The organism is Methanococcoides burtonii DSM 6242, assembly GCF_000013725.1.
GTDB lineage: Archaea > Halobacteriota > Methanosarcinia > Methanosarcinales > Methanosarcinaceae > Methanococcoides > Methanococcoides burtonii.
The window spans coordinates 2,511,567-2,532,377 of the sequence record NC_007955.1 but is presented as its reverse complement, the minus strand read 5'-3'; the positions used below and the strand labels follow the sequence as shown (position 1 = coordinate 2,532,377).

23 protein-coding genes and 3 tRNA genes are annotated in these 20,811 nt (G+C 41.6%); 3 read left to right on the top strand and 23 right to left on the bottom strand.

The window, feature by feature from the left end; translation table 11 throughout:
* Positions 1-27: 27 nt before the first annotated feature.
* Together MBUR_RS12500 and MBUR_RS12495 are read left to right on the top strand one after the other, a co-directional pair.
* Positions 28-627 (top strand): CTP--2,3-di-O-geranylgeranyl-sn-glycero-1-phosphate cytidyltransferase, encoded by a 600-nt coding sequence (locus tag MBUR_RS12500; RefSeq protein ID WP_011500392.1) that lies wholly within the window; start codon positions 28-30, stop codon positions 625-627.
* A 143-nt stretch (positions 628-770) separates the two neighbouring features.
* Complete coding sequence (locus MBUR_RS12495) at positions 771-1,103, top strand: ArsR/SmtB family transcription factor (RefSeq protein WP_011500391.1); 333 nt, start codon at positions 771-773, stop codon at positions 1,101-1,103.
* Positions 1,104-1,291: 188 nt separating this feature from the next.
* Here the strand turns inward: MBUR_RS12495 and MBUR_RS12490 are convergent.
* From MBUR_RS12490 to amrS, 3 genes are all read right to left on the bottom strand, one after another.
* A tRNA-Ile gene (locus MBUR_RS12490) sits at positions 1,292-1,366 on the bottom strand.
* A 21-nt stretch (positions 1,367-1,387) separates the two neighbouring features.
* Positions 1,388-1,460: transfer RNA gene (locus tag MBUR_RS12485), tRNA-Asn, on the bottom strand.
* Between the two features lie 135 nt (positions 1,461-1,595).
* A complete protein-coding gene (gene amrS, locus MBUR_RS12480) occupies positions 1,596-2,657 on the bottom strand; it encodes an AmmeMemoRadiSam system radical SAM enzyme (RefSeq protein ID WP_011500390.1) in 1,062 nt (353 codons plus the stop codon).
* Positions 2,658-2,892: 235 nt separating this feature from the next.
* Between amrS and MBUR_RS12475 the strand changes: the two genes are divergently transcribed.
* Entirely contained in the window at positions 2,893-4,008 is a 1,116-nt protein-coding gene (locus MBUR_RS12475) for a sensor histidine kinase (protein WP_011500389.1), read from the top strand.
* Positions 4,009-4,039: 31 nt separating this feature from the next.
* On the opposite strand, the gene MBUR_RS12470 is transcribed toward MBUR_RS12475, so the two are convergent.
* The 20 genes from MBUR_RS12470 to MBUR_RS12380 all read right to left on the bottom strand — a co-directional run bounded on the left by MBUR_RS12470 (position 4,040) and on the right by MBUR_RS12380 (position 20,794).
* Complete coding sequence (locus MBUR_RS12470) at positions 4,040-4,945, bottom strand: hypothetical protein (protein ID WP_011500388.1); 906 nt, start codon at positions 4,943-4,945, stop codon at positions 4,040-4,042.
* Positions 4,946-4,966: 21 nt separating this feature from the next.
* The gene (locus MBUR_RS12465; protein WP_011500387.1) at positions 4,967-6,910 is read right to left on the bottom strand and encodes a type II secretion system F family protein; all 1,944 of its coding nucleotides are present in this window, start codon (positions 6,908-6,910) and stop codon (positions 4,967-4,969) included.
* A gap of 6 nt (positions 6,911-6,916) precedes the next feature.
* Positions 6,917-8,566, bottom strand: coding sequence for a type II/IV secretion system ATPase subunit (locus MBUR_RS12460; RefSeq protein ID WP_011500386.1), 1,650 nt, complete (start codon positions 8,564-8,566; stop codon positions 6,917-6,919).
* Between the two features lie 274 nt (positions 8,567-8,840).
* Positions 8,841-9,809, bottom strand: a complete 969-nt coding sequence (locus MBUR_RS12455; protein ID WP_011500385.1) for a polyprenyl synthetase family protein — start codon at positions 9,807-9,809, stop codon at positions 8,841-8,843.
* Between the two features lie 28 nt (positions 9,810-9,837).
* The gene (locus MBUR_RS12450; protein ID WP_011500384.1) at positions 9,838-11,181 is read right to left on the bottom strand and encodes an RNase J family beta-CASP ribonuclease; all 1,344 of its coding nucleotides are present in this window, start codon (positions 11,179-11,181) and stop codon (positions 9,838-9,840) included.
* A 96-nt stretch (positions 11,182-11,277) separates the two neighbouring features.
* A complete protein-coding gene (fni, locus tag MBUR_RS12445) occupies positions 11,278-12,366 on the bottom strand; it encodes a type 2 isopentenyl-diphosphate Delta-isomerase (protein WP_011500383.1) in 1,089 nt (362 codons plus the stop codon).
* 25 nt (positions 12,367-12,391) lie between these two features.
* Positions 12,392-13,165 (bottom strand): isopentenyl phosphate kinase, encoded by a 774-nt coding sequence (locus MBUR_RS12440; RefSeq protein ID WP_011500382.1) that lies wholly within the window; start codon positions 13,163-13,165, stop codon positions 12,392-12,394.
* The gene (locus tag MBUR_RS12435; RefSeq protein WP_011500381.1) at positions 13,162-14,073 is read right to left on the bottom strand and encodes a mevalonate kinase; all 912 of its coding nucleotides are present in this window, start codon (positions 14,071-14,073) and stop codon (positions 13,162-13,164) included. The genes MBUR_RS12440 and MBUR_RS12435 overlap by 4 nt, the downstream gene beginning before the upstream one ends.
* Positions 14,074-14,094: 21 nt before the next feature.
* Entirely contained in the window at positions 14,095-14,889 is a 795-nt protein-coding gene (locus MBUR_RS12430; protein WP_011500380.1) for an MEMO1 family protein, read from the bottom strand.
* A 72-nt stretch (positions 14,890-14,961) separates the two neighbouring features.
* Positions 14,962-15,606: a 30S ribosomal protein S2 gene (gene rpsB, locus MBUR_RS12425; RefSeq protein WP_011500379.1), complete on the bottom strand. Its 645-nt coding sequence runs from the start codon at positions 15,604-15,606 to the stop codon at positions 14,962-14,964.
* Between the two features lie 13 nt (positions 15,607-15,619).
* Entirely contained in the window at positions 15,620-15,811 is a 192-nt protein-coding gene (locus MBUR_RS12420; protein WP_011500378.1) for a DNA-directed RNA polymerase subunit K, read from the bottom strand.
* 203 nt (positions 15,812-16,014) lie between these two features.
* A tRNA-Pro gene (locus MBUR_RS14000) sits at positions 16,015-16,118 on the bottom strand.
* Position 16,119: 1 nt separating this feature from the next.
* On the bottom strand, positions 16,120-16,308 hold the full coding sequence (locus MBUR_RS12415) for a DNA-directed RNA polymerase subunit N (protein ID WP_011500377.1): 189 nt from the start codon (positions 16,306-16,308) through the stop codon (positions 16,120-16,122).
* A gap of 14 nt (positions 16,309-16,322) precedes the next feature.
* A complete protein-coding gene (locus MBUR_RS12410; RefSeq protein ID WP_011500376.1) occupies positions 16,323-16,727 on the bottom strand; it encodes a 30S ribosomal protein S9 in 405 nt (134 codons plus the stop codon).
* Positions 16,728-16,740: 13 nt separating this feature from the next.
* On the bottom strand, positions 16,741-17,160 hold the full coding sequence (locus tag MBUR_RS12405; RefSeq protein ID WP_011500375.1) for a 50S ribosomal protein L13: 420 nt from the start codon (positions 17,158-17,160) through the stop codon (positions 16,741-16,743).
* A 10-nt stretch (positions 17,161-17,170) separates the two neighbouring features.
* The gene (locus MBUR_RS12400; RefSeq protein ID WP_011500374.1) at positions 17,171-17,551 is read right to left on the bottom strand and encodes a 50S ribosomal protein L18e; all 381 of its coding nucleotides are present in this window, start codon (positions 17,549-17,551) and stop codon (positions 17,171-17,173) included.
* A 132-nt stretch (positions 17,552-17,683) separates the two neighbouring features.
* Positions 17,684-18,154, bottom strand: a complete 471-nt coding sequence (locus MBUR_RS12395; protein WP_232221913.1) for a DUF2240 family protein — start codon at positions 18,152-18,154, stop codon at positions 17,684-17,686.
* Complete coding sequence (locus MBUR_RS12390; protein WP_232221912.1) at positions 18,151-18,534, bottom strand: hypothetical protein; 384 nt, start codon at positions 18,532-18,534, stop codon at positions 18,151-18,153. The genes MBUR_RS12395 and MBUR_RS12390 overlap by 4 nt, the downstream gene beginning before the upstream one ends.
* Positions 18,535-18,704: 170 nt before the next feature.
* Complete coding sequence (gene serA, locus MBUR_RS12385) at positions 18,705-20,276, bottom strand: phosphoglycerate dehydrogenase (RefSeq protein ID WP_011500371.1); 1,572 nt, start codon at positions 20,274-20,276, stop codon at positions 18,705-18,707.
* 242 nt (positions 20,277-20,518) lie between these two features.
* Complete coding sequence (locus MBUR_RS12380; RefSeq protein ID WP_011500370.1) at positions 20,519-20,794, bottom strand: ferredoxin-thioredoxin reductase catalytic domain-containing protein; 276 nt, start codon at positions 20,792-20,794, stop codon at positions 20,519-20,521.
* Between the last annotated feature and the right edge of the window lie 17 nt (positions 20,795-20,811).

Here is a 20,811-nt window from a genome sequence, read left to right as displayed (position 1 = left end):
ATAAAATCGGACATTGAGGGATAACAAATGCAATCAAATGCCCAAAGATCTATTTTTTTAAAAGAATTTGTCAGAAAAAGTATACATTTTATATCATTATCTATCGTTTTTATCTATTATTATATGGGAAAAGAGTTCACACTTAATTTTTTGACATTGGTCCTTTGCTGCATCTTACTGATAGATTATTTCCGAGTAGAAAAAAATCTAAAAATTCCAGTTGTTTGGAAACTTTATAGGGCAAAGGAAAAAGACAAACTGAGTGGAACTACATATTTTATGATCGGGAGTATAATAGCCATAAGCATCTTCTCAAAAGAAGTTGCATCTGCAGCGATACTAATGACAACTTTTGGGGATAGTGCAGCAGCGTTGATAGGAATAAGATACGGAAAAAGGTGGATCAAAAATCTTCCGAATAGGGCGTGGGAAGGTGTTATTTCGGAATTTATTGTGAACCTGATCATTGGTTATTTATTCCTTTCAAATTGGATAGTAGCTTTAACAATGGCTTTAGCAGCCACAATAATTGAAACTTTGATATACAAGTTAGATGACAATTTGATCATACCACTATTTTCAGGTCTTATTGGCCACCTTGTTTTAATAGCATATACTTTATTATGACGAGATCTATGTATAGCCTAAAATACAATAAAATATGTAATGTTTAATATCAAAACATATGAACCAAGGCTCACAAAAGAGATTATAAGTATTACAACATATTAGACCAAGCTTTACAGACCATACTTCCAGTGGTGTATTAAATGATAATCCCAGAACCGATCGAGAACGAAGTAAAGTTGCTCGGGGGCATAGAAGGTATCGCCCTTAGAATAGCGAACGAGGATAAACTTGCAGAACAAAGCGCTATCCATCATGCACTATCTTCGACCATACGATTGAAAATACTTAGTCTTATTCTTGTGCAACCTCTTTGTGTCTGTCTCATCAAAGATATAATGAAGATGTCAGATTCCAAATTGTCATACCACCTTTCGACCCTTGTTGACAGCGGACTTGTTAAAAGGGAAAAGAAAGGGAACTGGATAATCTACCACCCAACCGAAAAAGCGGAAAAGTATAAAGTGGAAGTATAAAGAAATATGAAGTTAAAATATAAAATGGAACTATGAGGTAAAGCCATAGACTCGATTTCCTTTTTTATATTGAGTATTCTACATTTTCAGATCAATAAGTAGATTTTCAGATAATCAATATAGAACAGCAATTCGAATAGGCTAAGCCAGAACAAAGCCTAACAGAATTAGATTATGAATAAGTTGAATGGGCCTAACCGGATTTGAACCGGTGATCGCCCGGTTATGAGCCGGGCGCTCTAACCTGACTAAGCTATAGGCCCTCAAAAAAAAGGATTAAAGAGCGCCGCCAACAGGGCTCGAACCTGTGACATTCTGGTTAACAGCCAGACACTCTACCAACTGAGTTATGGCGGCACTTGATTGCGCTTCAACGCACGATTTCTCCTAATGCACTTATCGAACTTAAACCTTTTGTTCGAAAACCGAAAATGGACGGCAACAAGCTTGGATTTTGCCCGATTAACAGATGATCAAATGCGAAAAAATTATTCAATCTCCATAATATTTACCATAAATGCTTATAGGTGCCCCACAATTGCGGCACTTATTATCAGGGGTCAGAGCTTGATCCTGAACATCAAAAACACCACGCACAATAACCGGTTTTCCACAAGAAGGACAAAAAGTGATCTCATATTCATGCCCGAACACATTTCCTATATAGACATACTTCAATCCAGCATCTAATGCTATCTGGTGTGCCTTTTCGAGAGTCTCGACCGGAGTCGGAGGAAGATGATTCATTTTGTAGTATGGCTGGAACCTTGTGAAATGAACAGGTGTATTCTCACCCAAATTCTCAAACACCCATTTGGAAAGTTCACGCAACTCATCCTCAGAGTCATTTAACGTGGGAATGACAAGGTTGACTACCTCAACATGCATCCCAAGCTCCTTTGCAAGCTTTGCAGATTCCAGAACAGGGGCAAGCCGGGCACCCACGACTTCCTTATAGAATTTTTCCGAAAAAGCCTTGATGTCCACCCTGAAAGCATCAAGATAAGGAGATATGTGTTCCAGTGCCTCAGGTGTGATGTAGCCGTTTGTCACATATACCGTGTCCAGCCCAGCTTCTTTTGCAAGTTTTGCAGAATCATAGGTATATTCATACCATATAGTAGGCTCATTATACGTCCATGCTATCGACCGACATCCTGTGGCTAGAGCCCGCTCTACGGCTTGTTCGGGAGTTATTTCAATTGAATTTGCTTCATCAAGACCAACCTGTGAAATTATCCAGTTCTGACAGTGTTTGCATCTGAAATTGCACCCAATTGTCCCCAAAGAATAAACTAACGAACCTGGATTGAAATGGAACAGTGGTTTTTTCTCGATCGGATCGACAGCTTCACTGGAAACCATAGCATAGATCAAAGAATAAAGAGTACCATCGCGATTTTCACGCACCCCGCAAATACCGGTCTTGCCCTTAGATATCCTGCAACGATGATTACACAGATTGCAACGTACGTTCCCGCCTTCCAGCTTTTCATAGAACATTGCTTCTTTTGACCCGGATATTTGACTTTTGTTTGTTGTATTCCCTGACACATTCTCGCCCCCACGATCACATTATTATATGCACATAAGTGGAATTTATATTAATCGCCTACCTCTAAAATGTTTATTGCCCCTATTTATTTATAGCCCACATCTCGAATTAATATATATACAAATATATATGAAAGATGATATTGCAAATTCCTTTTAAGAAATGTATATATTTACTGAAATCGATACACAATTAAGGAATTTATTTCAGTCTTCTGCGTGAGGAGGAAAATATTTGGATAAAATTTATGAAACTGTATTTAATTCTGTAAACGATGGAATTCTTATCATTACACTTGATGGACGTTTTTTGGAAGTGAACCAGATCACTTGTGATGATCTGGGATATCAAAGGCATGAATTATTACAAATGACAGTTATGGACATAACTCCTCCTGAATTTAGAGAAATGGCACGCGAAAATGTTATTGGAAAAATGAAGCAGGGAGGGGGAATTGTTGAAACGATAAGCATATGTAAAGACGGTTCATTGGTGCCAATTGAACTTAATATTCATCCAATCGAATATAATGGAGCTCCTGCAATTCTAGCCGTTGCCAGAAATATAACCGAACGCAAGAAAGCAGAAGAAGCAATGCTCAGTGCTAAACTTGCTGCCGAAGATGCTAACAAATCCAAATCTGAATTCCTTGCAAACATGAGCCATGAGTTACGCACCCCACTTAATTCCATCATTGGTTTTTCGGATGTAATTAGCAATGAAAGTCACGGTTCTTTGAATGAATTACAGAAGAAATTCATATCCAATGTCATCAGCAATGGCAAGCATCTTTTGAACATCATCAACGACATCCTATCTGCATCACAGATCGAAACTGGTAAAATGGAACTTCACATCAGTGAATTTCATGTCTCTGAATCTATTAATGAAATAGAAGTATTGATGATACCTATTGCATCAGAAAAAAATATTGAACTGAAATTTAACATCGATATTGGAATGCCCAATATAAGAGCGGACGCTACAAAATTCGAACAGATAATTTATAATCTAGTGAACAATGCCATCAAGTTCACCAATGAAGGCGAAAAAGTGGAGATCCGAGGTGAGATCTCAGATGACTTTGTCCATATTTCAGTAAAGGACAGTGGCATTGGCATTTCACCCGATGATCAGAACAAACTATTCACCCCATTCTTCCAGGTTGATTCTTCAAATACCCGAGAGTACGGAGGCACTGGCCTTGGCCTTGCAATTGTCAAGAAATATGTAGAAATGCATGGCGGTAAAGTTTGGGTTGAAAGTGAAGTTGGAAAAGGAAGTACATTTGGATTTAGAATGCCAACTTATCCTGAAAGCACATCCTCTAAAATACATTGCAAAGGATGATCAAAAATAATCTTTAAGAAAGGGTGCTTTATCAATAAGGCACCCATACTGAATTCAACCGAGTATCAATTATGTGTTCCTGCAGGTAAAGACCAATACTCTCGTTATTGCCAGAGTAAAGAGAGAGAGTGACATTGTTATTAGAAGTTGTCACATTGTACTCAGCAGGAGATACAAGACCGGCTTTTGCGGCCATGCTGTCCAAAAGTTCAGACCATGCGAGTGGATATGGACTGATTATAGTGACACTCATATTTTTGAGAAGATGGTCCTTATTAAAAAGTACATTAGAAGAATTGGATTCCATCCTCACATATTCCACATCATTACTTGCCACACTACCCGTAGTTCCAAAAATATCAACAACAGATATGCGAACATCTGTATGGGACCCATTAAGAAGATCGATTCTCATAGAAGGTGGAAGCTTCATAAGGCTGCGATTACCTTGAACTATGAACAAGGCTCCATTCTCCAATACGAATGACTGATCCATAAAATATCTATTATTGGAACTGTATCTAATTGAACCAAGATCATCGAGCACATAATTATAGATAGTGCCATTGGATTGATCCTCCGCAGTTATGTACATGCCAACAGTTGCATCATTTACAACAAGGGTCGAACTGGACCGGTCCCTGCCAATTATAGGAATATATCCGCCACCCATCCTCACCGGCATATCCATGCTAAAAAATATATCATTATCAATCGCCATTGCGATAGTCATTATATCCCCATTAGATTTTATGCGTGACATATCCTCATATACATCACCCATATGATCAAATTCAGCAGCAGTTTTCATCTCAGGAATATAAGTGACATTGAAAACTGCCATCATTGCAACTGCTAGACCAAGCAATAATATTACAGATACAACAGTCGATATTGCATGTTCGGAATTTTTCAGTTTATTTCGATCCCTGATCAAGTCATCACCATATTATTCATTTCAGATCAACAACGTAAATATAACGTAAGAGGTCAACATCATTATCATCGAGTGCTTCACACCTGCTGCCAGATTTCCACTACCCATCTGACCTGCCACAAGCCCTGAACAAAAACCTTGAATCAATGATGCGTGGAAGAATAACATGAAAAATTCATCCGGATCAAAATTAATATTCAGAGGCATTCCTGCTGCCATGTCAGTAGTGTTTGGGATAGAAGGTATGAAATAAGCAGTCAGGACGTATATAATGAAAAGGAAGACTGCAAAGGAGATGTAAACAATGAATAAATATACAGCCATCTCTGTTGAGCGTTCTTTCCTTAGATTCTGCTGAAGCTCAGCATCTTTTGCTGCAATGTGTAAAACGCCAATAATATCACTTGTGGATTCACTTGCTTTAACAAGCAAAGTGATAATTCGACTATTCATAGTAGTCTTTACCCGGGATTCAAATTCCATAAAAACAGAACTAAGGTCCTGACCCCATGAAAGACCTTTTTGCATCCTCCGTACTTCGGATTGAAGAACACCGATCTTGGTCTGTGCAACCATGTTAATAGCATCGATGAGAAGAATTCCAGCTTCATTGATACTTGCAAGACGATTCAAAAATTCCGGGAATTCGTCCTCCATACTTCTTATGCGTCTTGCCTTAGACTCATAAAATATCACGAACGGTACAAAAACAAGCAATGTTGCGAACATCACATAGTCGTCCAGTACCATTGCACCCTCTATATTCATATTATGCAATTTGAACCCTATAAGGCTCAAGTTCAGGGTAATTGAGTTTGTATCAATGATATATAAGAGATAGATAATCCCCACAGGAATAGTTATGTAAAAAATACAGGATGGGTCTTTTTTCACCGATGCGAATGGATGAGCTAGGAAATGTTTTAGCCGGAACACTTTTTCATTATGGAGAAGCCTCCCAATAAGAGCATCATCTACATCAGTTTTTTCATTTATCCGCACATCAGGAAAAGAATTAAGCTTATTTTTTACAATTGTAGAATGGGTATCAACTGAATTGTTTGAAATTGTTGATAAGAGGACCAGATAAAACAAAGTGCCTACTGGTATAAGCAGATATATCAAAGTATAAAGGATCGGCATTGATCCGGAACCCATAAAACCAAACACTACCAGAATAATTATCATGAAAATTGGCCCAACAACAAATACCGCTACATACGCCTCTGCGAGTACACCGAGCATCTCTAGAAAAGTCTTCTGTTGTTTTGTAGCATCAAGATGGAATTGATCTGTCTTGCTCCGTAAGTATGAATTAAGGTCCCCACCACTTGAGATCACAAATAATATACCATCGAGGAATGCCTTTAGATTAGTTGATGATGTTGTTGAACTACAATTTCGAATGGCAGACAACACATCCATTCCAAAATAATCCATATCCCTTACAATATAACCAAATTCATCGGCTGCTAAACCATATACATGCGAATGTTCACTTAAAGAACGAAATGCATCATGGACCGTTACTCCTCCACTTTTTGTGAGTGCATACATGTATGCTACTCCATGGGGTAATGACTGGTCAATATACGATTGTCTGATATTTGCCTTTATTAAAGGATAATGCAAAAACAATCTGAAGGTGATCCAAGCAGTCCCTACGAAAAGAATTAAACTGAAAATTACAGAAAATGCTGGTAAGACATATGGCATATGATCAGTGGATATAAAAAAACGCTGTATTTCAAATATATTTGCTACATGCCCACCAATAATCAAACCAACAAATGCACCAAAGATGCCAGAACATAGTGAATACAAATAAGCTGAACAGATATAGTAATCCACCGGCACAGCTATCCTCGCTTTACGAATATTACCCCTTAGCAGCTTGTGGCCTTCAATGTTTGAAGATACTTTTTTTCCAAAGAGCCTGTATGCCAACATGTCAAGTGAGTTCATGGACCATTATTCCTTATTATGAGCCTGTATCTTGTCAGCCAACGTTCCATCTTCCATGGAACTTATTACTGACCGTGGATCAATTATGTACATACCCACAAGGACTGAAACATTTACGTAATCACGGATCCCGGCATCTCGCAAATACTCAAGTAATCTAATACGATCATTGAGTTCTTCCTTCAGTTTCACTCCACCCCAGCCACGTCTCTGCATTATCTTTTTCAATATATGAGACTCAGCCATACGTTTGAAATCATCAGTTGCCGGATCCCATGTATAGAGCTCATTTATTCGAATATACCCGGATTTCGGATCAATACCTGCAAATTCGACCACTGAATTAGTCCTTCTTACCTTTTTATCTCCAAGGAAAACAAGCTTCTGTATGCAAAGCAGATCAAGAGCCTGAAGCATCACATGCGGTACATTAATGGGTTCGTTCTCAAGACGATTTACAACTGTTTGCACATCGCCTGCATGCATCGTCGAGTAGGTCGTATGACCAGTAGATAGCGCCTGAAAAAGGGTCAATGCTTCTTTGCCCCTTACTTCACCCACAAGAATAGATTCGGGGCGCTGCCTCAATGATGCTTTTAAGAGATCGAACATTGTGACCTCCCCTGCACCAGAATCCGTAACAGATTCACGCGTAAGTCCCGCAATCCAGTTATCGTGATGGAGCATTACTTCACGAGTATCCTCGATCGATACGATCTTTGAAAGGGGAGGAATGAAAAGTGATACAGCATTAAGAAGCGAGGTCTTACCTGATGCAGTCCCACCGGCAAATATTGCACTAAAACCATTTTCAATCGCGAGCCAGAAATACCCCAGCATTTCTGAACTACATGTGCCGAATTCCAACAGATCGATAGGAGTTATAGGATCGGATTTGAACTTGCGTATATCAAATGAACTGCCCCTTGTGGTAATCTCTTTTCCAAGGGTTGCTTGCAATCTTGAACCATCAGGTAAAGTGGCATCGATCATAGGATCGCCTATAGAGATATGTTTCCCACTTTTCTGACACAAATTAATAACAAATGAATTTAGTCTGCTTTCTTCAAATGATATATTTGTCTTGATATTTCGGTATTTGGAATGATAAAGAAAAATAGGGACCTCAATACCATCACATGAGATATCTTCTATAAAGGAGTCAAGCATAAGTCCATTGATCGAATCAAAGCCAAGATAATTTCTTTTGAGATAATATAAGATCTTGTGCTTTGAGGCTGTAGCAAGTTCAGCCTTATAAAGATCAAAAAGATAGAGGGTCTTGTTCACAAGAACATATTCCCTATCAATATCAGGTCCTGTGTCTTCGATTGTCAGAATTTCATGCAGGTCACTGTAGACGCGTTCCAACACTTCTTTTTCATAGACAGAAAGAACCGGTTCTATAAGGTAATATTCCCTCACACCATTTTTTTCAAGAATGCTTATAAAAGCAAAAGGCTCGTCCACCCAGTACCTTTCAATTTCCCGGAATCCGGGAGGAATCGTATATTCCACAATATCCCCATGTATTTGAAGTTGATATGGCTCAAGCTCAGGGAGGCTACGACCCCATACTTTCAATTTTTTATAGATTGATCTAAGACTCTTTTCACGAGTATTATCCTCTTTGTTTAGCAGGGTCTTGTCGGGCATAAAAACTCCACGAAGTATTATTATAAGTTAAAATGTAGAATGAAATCATATGCGCATAATCATAATTATAGAGATTTATCTATAAAAGGGTGTTGTAAAGATAAAAACAAAAGTGCAAAAAAATTATAATTTGATATGTAAATATTGAATAAAATCGAGATACTTAATCAATAAATTATAGAATATGGGTAGGAATATAAGAAATGAAGCTCGATCAAAAAGAATAATAATAAGTGACCCCATTGAATAAAAGGGATATTAACTATCGATCCAATCAATAATTTCGGGTCACCATATAATCTGCAACAGCAAGAAGAATTTCCTTTGCTTCGGAATCACCAAGGATATCGAGCATTCTCTTACCCCTCTCAAGTGTTTCTGTGGAAAGGTCCTGTGCATATTTTATTGAACCAGAATCTTCGAGGATAGAAACCGCTTCATCTATCTGTTCTGGAGAAACTGAACCGCCCTTGCCGAATATTTCCAGTTCGACACCATGATTGAGTGCATGGATAGCTATCAGAGTCCTCTTTCCTTCAATGAGATCACTGCCCCTGACCTTACCGAGGATATCTTCAGGGGTTACCATATCGATGACATCATCCTGTATCTGGAAACTGATCCCAACAAGACGACCGAACTCATACATAGCATCAGCAACCTCATCGGAAGCTCCTCCCAGAAGTGCACCTACTTTAGCTGCTGCACCATAAAGCACCGAGGTCTTCTTTTCGACCATTTCAAGATACTCTTCTTCTGAAACTGTATCGCGGTTCTCAAACTCGATATCCATCCACTGACCTTCACATATCTCAGTGCAGGTCCTGGAAAGAAGTGCAACACATTTCAGAATCCTTTCAGGATCTTTTTCCATTACGGAAAGGATCTCAAAAGCTTTTGAATAAAGAGTATCTCCTGCAAGGATCGCACCTTCACTTCCCCACTTTACATGGACAGCAGGCATTCCGCGTCTTACATCGTCATTGTCCATGATATCATCATGAACAAGGGTGAAATTGTGGACCAGTTCCAGTGCAACGGCTGCCGGGATAACCGACATAGGGTCACCGCCGACTGCTTCAGTTGAAAGCATGAGAACCGCTGGGCGAAGACGCTTTCCACCAGCATCCGGCAAATATCTCGAAGCTCTATAGAGCTCTTCCGGATGTGAGATCGGAAGAAATTCGCCTATACCTTTATCAACATATACACTTCTTTTTTTTATCTCATCCATAAGATCCATATGTTCACACCCGATTTAATTTAAATGATCATTCTTCAATATACAGTTCTTCACCATTTCTAAGCATGTGGACCGTATCACCAAGGATATAGCCTGCATCTTCTGCCATTTCAATATAAGCACTATGCATACCAATGTTTCCGTGTGCAGGGATCACATGTTCAGGATTTATCATCCTCAGAAGTTCCCAGTGGTCTTCACGGTAAGCGTGACCTGAAACGTGCACATCGTCATAGATACGGGCACCCTTCATCTTAAGTTTGGTCTCGAGTGCATAGCGGTTTGCTTGCGTCATAGGGCTTGGTATGATATTTGCAGAGAATATTATACGGTCACCGGATTCAACTTCAAATGGTGTGTCACCACTTGCAACACGTGAAAGGATAGCACCTGGTTCCCCCTGATGACCTGTAACGATAGGCAAGTATTTTTCTTTGCCTTCTGACATGATCTTCTTGAAAGCCCGGTCGATGTCCTTACGTTTACCATATATCTCAACATTCTTCGGGAAATCGATATATCCCATGTTCTTTGCAGTTACTACATATTTGTCCATGGAACGTCCCATGAGCACAGGGATACGGCCCATCTCTCCTGCAACCTGAATGATAGAGTTGATACGTGCAATGTGAGATGCAAATGTAGTGACGATCATGCCTACATCGGATTCCTCGGTACCCAGAAGCACATCGCGCACCATATCATGAGCGATCTGTTCTGATGGAGTCTTACCTTTGCGGTTTGCATTAGTACTCTCCACGATCATACATATGACTCCTTCCTTTCCGAGCTCCCTGAGCCTTTCAAAGTCAGGTGCCTCACCAAGTGTTGGTGTGCGGTCAAGCTTGAAATCGCATGCGTAAAGAACAGCACCTACAGGTGTATGTACTGCAACGAACACCGCATCGATGATACTGTGCTGTACACGAATAAGTTCAATGGAAACATCATCATTTATCTGATAGGTACCACCAGCCTCTATCGGAATGATCTTGTTCTTGACACCGAACTTACGTTCGGATTCGATCTGCTGCTTAATAAGGGCTGCCGTATAAGGCGTACCGATGATAGGAGCAGTGTACCTGTGAGCAAGTTTTGGTATTGCACCGATGTGATCAAGGTGACCATGTGTACAAACAATAGCAGCAACGTTGCCGTTTACCTGCTTCATGATCGTGTCGTCAGGTATTGCACCCATTTCTATAAGCTCAAGGGAATGCATCTTATCAATTTCCACATCCTCATGGATCTGGACCCTATCTAATCTCAGGCCCATATCAACGATAATGATGTCTTCGTCAACTCTTATAGCAGTCATATTACGACCCATTTCGTTATAGCCGCCTACTGCTATGATTCCAATATCTGTCATATAATTCCTCCAATTTATCTGTATTTTCTAATTCAATGATAACTTTTGGTCATCTTGACCAAAAAATGACTGTGAATTTCGGCTTTATTAAACCTATCAAAGGTCAGACCTTATGTCAAGGTCCTTTGGATCAAAACCACGCTGTGTGATGTATTCTTTTGTCCATCCGGTTACAGTGACCTTTGAACTTGTACGAAGCTCATTAATATTACCACATCCGCAAAGGAACATTGCGACCCTCAGTTCATTGAGCATCTTTGACAGGCTTGAGACAACCTCATCCGCCCCAATGAGCGCTGGCCCCACAAAAGGAAGGGCTGCACTTGCAGCATACGCACCAAGAGAAAGGGATTTTGCAATATCGAGACCTGTTCGCACACCACCCGTTGCCACAACGGGAACAAAGCTTCGGCATTCGAGAACACTGGAAACAGTAGGTATACCGAAGTCCCAGTAGAGATTGCCCAGATCCTCGGAAATTGCATCGCCGCTATCATGTGCCCTATATACTTCCACACCTGACCAGCTTGTACCTCCGACACCACCCACATCAATTGCACTTACACCTGCTTCTTTCAACAATGCAGCATCTTCTTTAGAGATACCAGCACCAGTCTCCTTCGCGATAATCGGGACATTGAGAGAACAAACCTCTTTGATCATTTCGAGTACACCTGTAGCGTCTCGATCACCTTCAGGCTGTATTGCCTCCTGAAGGAAATTCAAATGTACTGCCAGAGCATCCGCATCCAGCATATCAACGAGCTTCTCTATTGCTTCGATACCATATTCCTTAATCTGAGCTGCACCTACATTTCCATAAACGAATGCATTTGGTGCTTTATCACGGACCACACTAAAAGAACTTTCCTGCTCAGGGTCCTCGATCGCAGCCCTTTGACTTCCCACACCGATCCCTACACCCAATTCCTCAGCAGCTTCCGCAAGAGCGGCATTTACCGGAGTTGTGTCTGGATGCCCGCCTGTAATAGATGCTATAAGGAATGGAGCCTTCAACGATTTGCCTAAAAAATCGGTGGACAGATCGATCTCATCCATATGTATCTGTGGCAATGCTTTGTGAATAAGCATAACATCATCGAATCCGGATGTTACGTTCCTGGATTCCACCGGACGTTTTGCACAAAGTTCAAGGTGTTCGATCTTTCTCTTGGATGTACTCAAATCTATCAAACCTGTTAATGTATTATTATGAATCTTTTATTGCGGTACCGATGTTCTCACCATTTAGAAAACTCGACACGCTTCCCACTACAGTTGCATTGAATATATAGGAGGTTATACTTGATGTTTTGCCAAGTTCCAGCATTTCAAGCACTTTCCCGAGCATTCCACCGGTCACATCAGTTCCTGCCGAGCCACCGATATATGCCTTTATCTCATCGAAATTCATAGAAGTGATCACTGGAATGGTTACGCCCTTATCATCGAACACACCATCTGCTGCACTCCCAACTCCAATTCTGGAAGCCTTCAACTGTGTTGCAAGATAGGGTATCACCTGATCACCGGAGATGATGGATACGCCTTTTACCTCATCCATTACAACATCACCATGTAATACCGGAACAAGCCCTTTCTCAAGCATCAACCTGATACTTCCAAGATACATGTCCGAGATGCGACCGTTCTTTGCGACCGTGCAACACATTGGATGTACTGATATCGCATTCACACCTTCATCATTGAGAATTCCAACTACGATACGGTTCAATGCCTTTACTGCATTGTGAGTGACAACAGCCCCTTCTGCATGGAAGCCTTCCGTAAGAGCATATCTTTTTGCCTGAGGGTGACCGTAGGAACCTGCACCATGCACAATGATAAGTTTACCTTCAAAACCGGATATTTCACGAGCTATCCGGACTATCTCTTCTTCCCAGGCAAGCCCGTCTTCCGATCTCTTATCGGTAATTACGCTGCCGCCTATCTTCAATATAGTTATCCCGTTATTTGAGTTCACTGGCATTCCACCCTGACACCTATATCTGTCGCATTGGCCACAACAACTTTCCCGCCGGCCATACCAATTGCCTCTGCCACCGAATCCACATTCTCACGCGGAGATATAGCGACCATACAACCACCGCCACCTGCACCGGTTATCTTTGAACCATACGCACCACTTTCACGTGCAGCATAGATGAGGGAAGACAGTTCAGCACAACTTACACCAATAGCATCAAGCAGACCCTGATCGATGTTCATAAGTTCACCAACAGAAACATAGTCCCTATCGTTCACAAGTCCTTCACCAATAACAGACAGCTTTCCAATGGATGATAATACAGGTCCCACAACGTCAGGGAACCTTTCATTAAGATCAGCCACATTACCCACGAGCTCTTTTGTGGATGAGAATATATTTGTGTTACCTATAAGGATCCCACAATCAATAAGTTCAAGTTTTTTACGTTGTGGTATCAGAACCACGCCACCCATGGTACATACATACGTATCTGTGGGACTTGCTGTACCCTGTATATTCTGCTCGACCTCATGCCCCATCTTTGCGATATCATCCAGTTCAAGTCCGAGGTCCAGCAAAGTATCCATTGCCTTGATCGTAGCCACAGTAACTGCTGCAGAAGAACCTAGCCCGGAACCTACCGGAATATCAGAACTTATGCGCAGGTCCACTCCATCAAAGGATGAGATATCCTGAAAGCGTTCGAGGACCGCTGAAACATAGGGATGGACTTCAAAATCGATGCCCGTAGTTCCAAGGGATGAACTTATGGTGATCGTGTCCGCAGGAGATACGGTGACCCTGGTACGAATATCCACTGCACAACAAATAGCAGGCTCTCCATAGACCACTGCGTGTTCGCCGAACAGATATACTTTACCAGGTGCAGAACAGGTGATCATGATAATGTCTCCTTTAGATGATCATTTAACAATAATGGCAGCATACCCTACAACCATCGGATCCCCAGTAACATCCCCACTGGTACCATATTTGACCAGCTCGGTGTTCTTAGCACCACATTCCTTTGCAGCTGTCAACATTGCTGTTATTGGACCGTATCCGCAAGCTGTGATGTCTTTCTCGTACTTTCTCCGATAAATTTCAGGTACATCCATATCAAGAATGGCATCAATAAGATAATTGTCAGACTTTTCGGCTTTTTCCTGAGGCACATAATGTGAAAGATCACTTGATGCAATGAATACGACCTTTTTACCCGATTCCTTTACAGCACGAGCTACCTCCAGACCTACCTCGACAGCAGTATCTTCATCCTGCATCCCCATGCAAATTGGCAGGACCTTAAAATCGCTTCCGAATAGGTATTGTAGGAAAGGTATTTGCACTTCCACAGAATGCTCATATCGGTGCGCAACTTCATCCATATCGATGATGGTCCCTGCAAGCAGTTTGCCCAGTTCCCTATCGGTCTCGACATCTCCGAAAGGTGTATTCCAGACATCCTGGGACATTGCGACCGGTGAACCATATCCTGTATGGTTTGGTCCAAATATCACATATGTGTCTGCTTTCGGAAGCCTTGCAAAAGCATGTGCTGCGACTGGACCGGAATAGACATAACCTGCATGTGGAACCACTGCACCTATCACGTCTTCAGACATTATCTCAAGACCATGAAAGCATTTCACAATTTCCTTGCGCAGTGCCTTTGTGCTCAGCGGATAGAACTTACCTGCAACGGTTGGTTGTCTCATACTACTGTTCCCCCTGTTACAAACGGGATATATTATGTATGAGTGAGGTTAAGAAAAATGAGAACAGGTCAATTAAAGACCTGTTTCAAATTCACTTGCTTCATAGTTGAAAGGAATATCCCTTTCGTTTGCGATCTCTCTTGCCAGAAGCCAATATACGAGGGAAAGTGCTTTTCTACCCTTGTTGTTGGTTGGAATGACAAGATCTACATTGGAGGTCATGTTGTTAGTGTCACAAAGTGCAACAACAGGAATACCTACATTTACAGCTTCCCTGATGACCTGTGCATCTCCTGCAGGATCGGTCACAATTACTACATCCGGCTCAAAGAAACCTTCCTGTACAGGGTTTGTAAGACTGCCTGGAATGAACCTACCGACCTTTGAAACTGCTCCAACTGACTTTGAGAACATAGTTGCTGGATACTGGCCATACTGACGTGCGGATACGACAAGTATTCTGGATGGGTCATACATTGAAAGGAAATGTGCAATAGATCTGATCCTCTCATCGGTTGACTGTATGTCGAGTACGTAAAGTCCATCTGTCCTTACACGGTAAACGAACTTCATCATGTTCTGTGTCTTCTGCTGGGTACCAATGTGTACACCTGCTGCCAGATACTCATCTATAGGGACAAGTGATGTGGACTCTGTGTTCTCTGCTGCTGCGCTTGTTTCAGCTGTAATCTCAATATTTTGATCCGTATTTTCCATAAATTCACCTCAGTTATCGTAAATTTCTCTTGACTGTAATAGGTATAACGCCTTTCTCAAACTCAAGTGTAGCTAGATATAATGCATCCGTGTTATCGTCTTCGATCAATATAGGAGCTCCCATTGCAATCTGAAGTGATCTTGCCCCGATGATCCTTGCACGTTCATATCTAGTGTATTTTTCATTGCTCAATTGATCACCCATATCAAAAAAATCCTTAATGAAATATTTTGAACAAACATAGTCAGACGATATTATATATTAACAAATAATCAAATCCAGAAACAGTACTCATTTGGTTTCGTTCTGACTTATTAAATATATGAAAGTTGAATTCGGAATCCCTCCGAATGTGGTTATCTATCTTACTGCAGGTTGATATTATCAGTTAGCCCACAATGGGCTAATGGAACCGCTGAGATGTGAACTCAGGTACCGGCGTCTTTCACACAGATTCAAATAAAGGGCCGTGTCCCGAACGCTGAAAGTGTCCGGGCTACCCTACGATCCCTTTACTGATACGGAGCCATTGTGTCCACAAGCTCGACATGAGCGAGGAACATTCTCCTGCAGCAGTACCTAACGAACTTAAGGTCATCGAGTACTGTAGCAGGATCTTCTCCTTCACCTGTACGACGTTTGTACTCTTCCCAGCTTCCCGCAATAACCTTTCCACATGTGAAACAGCGAACTGGAATCATTGTAACTACCCGCCTTACCTGTAAGATTTCTGATATTTAGCACGTGCACCTGGTCCACCGAACTTCTTGGTCTCCGTCTGTCTGGAGTCGTTTACCAGAAGATTCCTGTCGTATGCCATGAAAGCATCCCTGAGATCGGTGTCGTTGGTCCACTCTACAATTCCTCTTGCGATAGCTGTTCTGATCGCATTTGCCTGGCCCATAATTCCGCCACCACTGACCTTTACATCAATGTCAAGGCCAGAAACAGCTTCTTTTGCCAGCATAAGGGGTTCGATGATCTTAAGTTTTGCAAATTCAGGTTCGTAGATATCAACAGGTTTCTTGTTGATCCTAGCTTTACCTGTTCCTACAGAAACTGTTGCTCGTGCAATTGCAGTTTTGTTTTTACCGGATGTATTAACAACTTTAGTAGCCATGGATAAATCTCCCTTAGAATTTAGAACCTAACTGACGGCTTACATCGCCAATGGTCACATACTTGTTAGAACTAAGACGTGTCATTTCTGCACCTTCGACACTAACAAATTCGGCATCCTGGTATTCATAAGGAATGCCTACATACACCTTCAGGCGACCCATTGCGTCTTTGCCCCTTGCTCGTTTGTAAGGAAGCATACCCCTAACGGTCCTCTTGAGAATCCTGTCTGGTCTCCTAGGGAAGTAAGGACCGAATTCACGTGTGCCCATATTTCGAATAACGTCATATTCCTCAAAGGTAGTTACCTTTGAACCGGAGATCACTGCACGCTCTGCATTCACAATGGAGACTTCTTCTCCTGAAAGCAACATCTTTGCAACGTTACTTGCAAGCCTGCCCATAATCAAACCATTTGCATCGATTACTGTCATTTGAAACACCTCATTGCATGATCCTTATGCCAGAACCTGCTGGATTCTCTTCCAGAATCTGTTCAATGGTCATGCACTTTCCACCAGCATTTGTGATCTTGTCCACAGCAGTTGTACTGAATGTTAGTGCTGCGACAGTTACAGCGTGACCGAGCGCGCCTGCACCCAATACCTTACCAGGTACAAGTACGAGGTCATTCTCGGCTGCATGCCTGTTGATCTTGCTCAGATTCACCTCAGCATAGATCCTGCTAGGTTTCTCGAGCCTCTTTGCCATATCCTTCCAGATAGGTGCATCATTCTCACGTGCAGTATCCTTAAGCACAGAGATCAATGCAGGAATCCTTGGATTGGTTTTCCTTGTAATTTTCATTTGTGTCTTTTTACTCATAATGTCCCTCCGCAAGTTTTCTTACTCACGCAGTTAATGCGTTCGAACATTTGAACACTTTCCAGTCGATAATTAACTGGAGTTGCCATAATTATATTAATAGTACATAAAGATTGTGCGGATTCTAACTCCTCAGACAGACATCCCTGAAACCCTTTCATAGACATCATTGAACAACGACCCGGCATCACAACCCAATTCATGCGCCACCAGTAAAGCTGCAACCTCTGCATCCAGAAGACCACCTAAAGTCTCTTGCTTCTGGTTGATACGAGAAACGACCTCCCTCTTATCAATCCCACCGTTTGAAACAATAGTATCCATTATCATATCAATGGTCCCCTTCTCCCGGAACAGATCGGATGAAGGCTTGAACCCTGCAGGAATATCAATAGAAGATGCATCCATATTTAGTACAAGCTCACCTTCATCGAACTTCAGGATACCAGACATTATTCCCTGATCCCTCACTTTTGAAGCCTGTGCAGGAGACATCCATTTAAGATCAAAGGATAACGAGAACTCAAAATCCTTTATCGAAAGAGAGGTCGTAGCATTATTCTTAAAAGGTGATGCTACCACAAAGAAAAGTTCATCCATCATGCACCACGCCTAAGCTCGTCGATAATAGTATCTGCAACCCTGCCACATTCAGTCCGCTGCGGACCATCGATGTGATTTATCCTCAAAGTAAGTACCTCAGACTCGAGGATTGAACGCACCAGATAGGTATCACCCCGAATAGGAACACGATTATATTTCCCATCAAGATAACTGTAGGAAAGATTCATCCTGAAATCGATTATACCCTCAGGTTCAATAGTATCGATGATCGAATCCACATTATTATAGTTCAGTGATGTGAATTCCATACCATTCATAGCGATCTCAACATTTATCCCTCGCTTCGCCTGAATACGATGTCCTTTCTTTGTAGCAGATTCGGTCACGAACATACCGAACTTACCATCCATACCCGCCATTACCTTCACAAAATAAATCAGATCTGAATAATAGCGATGCTTCTGTTCAAATTGGACTTCCCTGTGTGGGAAGCGATGGTATACCCGCTTTCTCATCATATAGATACATGCCCCCGATACAAACCAGGAATGTATGCATGGGCCCTCACTGCCCATACATAAAGACAATTTCAAAGTGTAACTAATTTCGCATCCAATATGCCATTAATAGCACGGATCTCATCAAGAATTCCCTCAGAGACCTCATTATCAACATTTAGCGCCATTATGGTATTGCCACCAACTTCCACACGGCCCACCTGCATACCGGAAATATTAATATTATTCTCACCAAGCACGATACAGCATGGTCCAATGACATTCGGTCTATTGACATGATTCGACACGATCATAAATCCATTCGGAACAAGGTCAACATACTGGCCATCGATCATAACGATCTTAGGCTCGCGACCGACAACTGCACCTGAAACGGACTTTGTGTTCGTACCCTGGAAAAGAGTTATGCGAATGGTTGAAGCGTGATCCCCGGAAGTTTCGGATTTACTCTCAACTACCTCAACATTTCTGGACTTAGCCAACGAAGGAGCATTCACATAGTTTACAGCCGAACCAACTGCATCCTCAAGAATACCCTTTAAAGCTGCAACCGTTACAGCCCTTGTATCCTTATCAGCGATCTCACCATTGTAAGATATCTCGATCTTATTATAATTTGCATCAAGAAGCTGTGCTGCCACACTCCCCAACGTCTCAGCAAGTCCGATATAAGGAGCAAGTATTGCCATTACTTCCGGCTTCACAGCAGGAATATTGATAGTATTACGTGCAGAACCACCATTCAGAACAGAGATGATCTCTTCAGCAACAGACACTGCAACATTGACCTGGGCTTCTTCTGTCGATGCACCCAAATGAGGTGTTACGATCACATTATCAAGACCAATGAAAGGACAGTCAAATGGAGGCTCACTGGTGAACACATCAATGGCAGCACCTGCGATCTTCCCATTCCTTGCCGCATCAGCAAGAGCTTCCTCATTGATAATTCCTCCACGTGCACAATTGATGACCCTTGTGGAACTCTTCATCATATCAAACTGTGCTTTATCGAGTATATTACGCGTCTCTTTTATGAGCGGAGTATGAACCGTAATGAAATCTGCCCTCTGAGCAATATCATCAACAGTCGTAAGTTCAACGCCCATATCCTTAGCACGGTCCTCAGTAACGAAAGGATCATAGGCCAGAATTGACATTTCAAGACCCTGTGCACGTTTTGCCACCTCAGCACCAATACGTCCCAGACCTATTACACCAAGTGTTTTGCCGTTAACCTCAACCCCCATGAAGTTCTTGCGTTCCCATTTCTTGGCCTTTAAAGAAGCATTTGCCTGAGGAATGTTCCTTGCCATCGACATCATCATAGCGATAGTGTGTTCTGCCGCAGAAAGCATGTTCCCTTCAGGAGCATTTACAACAATGATACCTTTTTCAGTAGCTGCATCAACATCAACATTATCGACACCAACACCAGCCCTGCCTATAATTTTAAGGTTGTCAGCGGCCTCGATTACCCTTTTTGTGACATGTGTACCACTGCGAATTACAAGAGCATCGAAAATACCGATCTTCTCTACAAGCTCGTCCTCAGAAAGACCCGTTGAAACATCAACGTCAAAATGCTCACTTAACTTTGAAACTCCTTCCTCTGATAATGAATCGCTTACCAATACTTTCATATTTAGAATCTCCGGGTATGATAATAAAATGTGATATTATGAATAGGACACAAAAAACTGTTTAAATATGTCCATTAATAACAGATTGTGCACTTACCTATCATAAAACACATCCTTCTAAATATAGCTAACTATCCTTACAGAACAAATACATCGTGCATACAGCATCGCATTCAATTTCTGTAAAAAGAAAAAAGTGAAAGGACCATGTGTCCTTCATATATTGTATTATTAATCAGTCTTTATTTAATGTACAATCCACACTTACAGGAACCACGCATCTCCACATCCCGTGACCGAGCAGCACATGGACAGATGATCTTCTTATCTTTTTCCACATCCCCCGTCCTCTTTTGGCAAAAACAGTACCATTCACCATATTCACGTTTATTATTACAGATACCTTTGACTGCGATTGTTATGACATCGTAATCAGGATTCAGCCTATAACCAGTGGTCTCTGCATTCTTCTTAGATCTATTATAGAATTCTTCTTCAAGTTCGCCTTCGAATTTCATTAATCATCACTTCCTTG

Coding starts and splice junctions, on each gene's coding strand:
- MBUR_RS12430 (WP_011500380.1), bottom strand. CDS start 14,889: ATGAGACAACCAACCGTTGCAGGTAAGTTCTATCCGCTGAGCACAAAG.
- MBUR_RS12395 (WP_232221913.1), bottom strand. CDS start 18,154: ATGATGGATGAACTTTTCTTTGTGGTAGCATCACCTTTTAAGAATAAT.
- MBUR_RS12455 (WP_011500385.1), bottom strand. CDS start 9,809: ATGGATCTTATGGATGAGATAAAAAAAAGAAGTGTATATGTTGATAAA.
- MBUR_RS12450 (WP_011500384.1), bottom strand. CDS start 11,181: ATGACAGATATTGGAATCATAGCAGTAGGCGGCTATAACGAAATGGGT.
- MBUR_RS12420 (WP_011500378.1), bottom strand. CDS start 15,811: ATGGGTGATCAATTGAGCAATGAAAAATACACTAGATATGAACGTGCA.
- MBUR_RS12390 (WP_232221912.1), bottom strand. CDS start 18,534: ATGGCGGGTATGGATGGTAAGTTCGGTATGTTCGTGACCGAATCTGCT.
- MBUR_RS12380 (WP_011500370.1), bottom strand. CDS start 20,794: ATGAAATTCGAAGGCGAACTTGAAGAAGAATTCTATAATAGATCTAAG.
- MBUR_RS12410 (WP_011500376.1), bottom strand. CDS start 16,727: ATGGCTACTAAAGTTGTTAATACATCCGGTAAAAACAAAACTGCAATT.
- serA (WP_011500371.1), bottom strand. CDS start 20,276: ATGAAAGTATTGGTAAGCGATTCATTATCAGAGGAAGGAGTTTCAAAG.
- MBUR_RS12495 (WP_011500391.1), top strand. CDS start 771: ATGATAATCCCAGAACCGATCGAGAACGAAGTAAAGTTGCTCGGGGGC.
- MBUR_RS12405 (WP_011500375.1), bottom strand. CDS start 17,160: ATGACAGTAATCGATGCAAATGGTTTGATTATGGGCAGGCTTGCAAGT.
- MBUR_RS12400 (WP_011500374.1), bottom strand. CDS start 17,551: ATGAGTAAAAAGACACAAATGAAAATTACAAGGAAAACCAATCCAAGG.
- rpsB (WP_011500379.1), bottom strand. CDS start 15,606: ATGGAAAATACGGATCAAAATATTGAGATTACAGCTGAAACAAGCGCA.
- MBUR_RS12435 (WP_011500381.1), bottom strand. CDS start 14,073: ATGATCACCTGTTCTGCACCTGGTAAAGTATATCTGTTCGGCGAACAC.
- MBUR_RS12460 (WP_011500386.1), bottom strand. CDS start 8,566: ATGCCCGACAAGACCCTGCTAAACAAAGAGGATAATACTCGTGAAAAG.
- MBUR_RS12415 (WP_011500377.1), bottom strand. CDS start 16,308: ATGATTCCAGTTCGCTGTTTCACATGTGGAAAGGTTATTGCGGGAAGC.
- MBUR_RS12465 (WP_011500387.1), bottom strand. CDS start 6,910: ATGAACTCACTTGACATGTTGGCATACAGGCTCTTTGGAAAAAAAGTA.
- MBUR_RS12500 (WP_011500392.1), top strand. CDS start 28: ATGCAATCAAATGCCCAAAGATCTATTTTTTTAAAAGAATTTGTCAGA.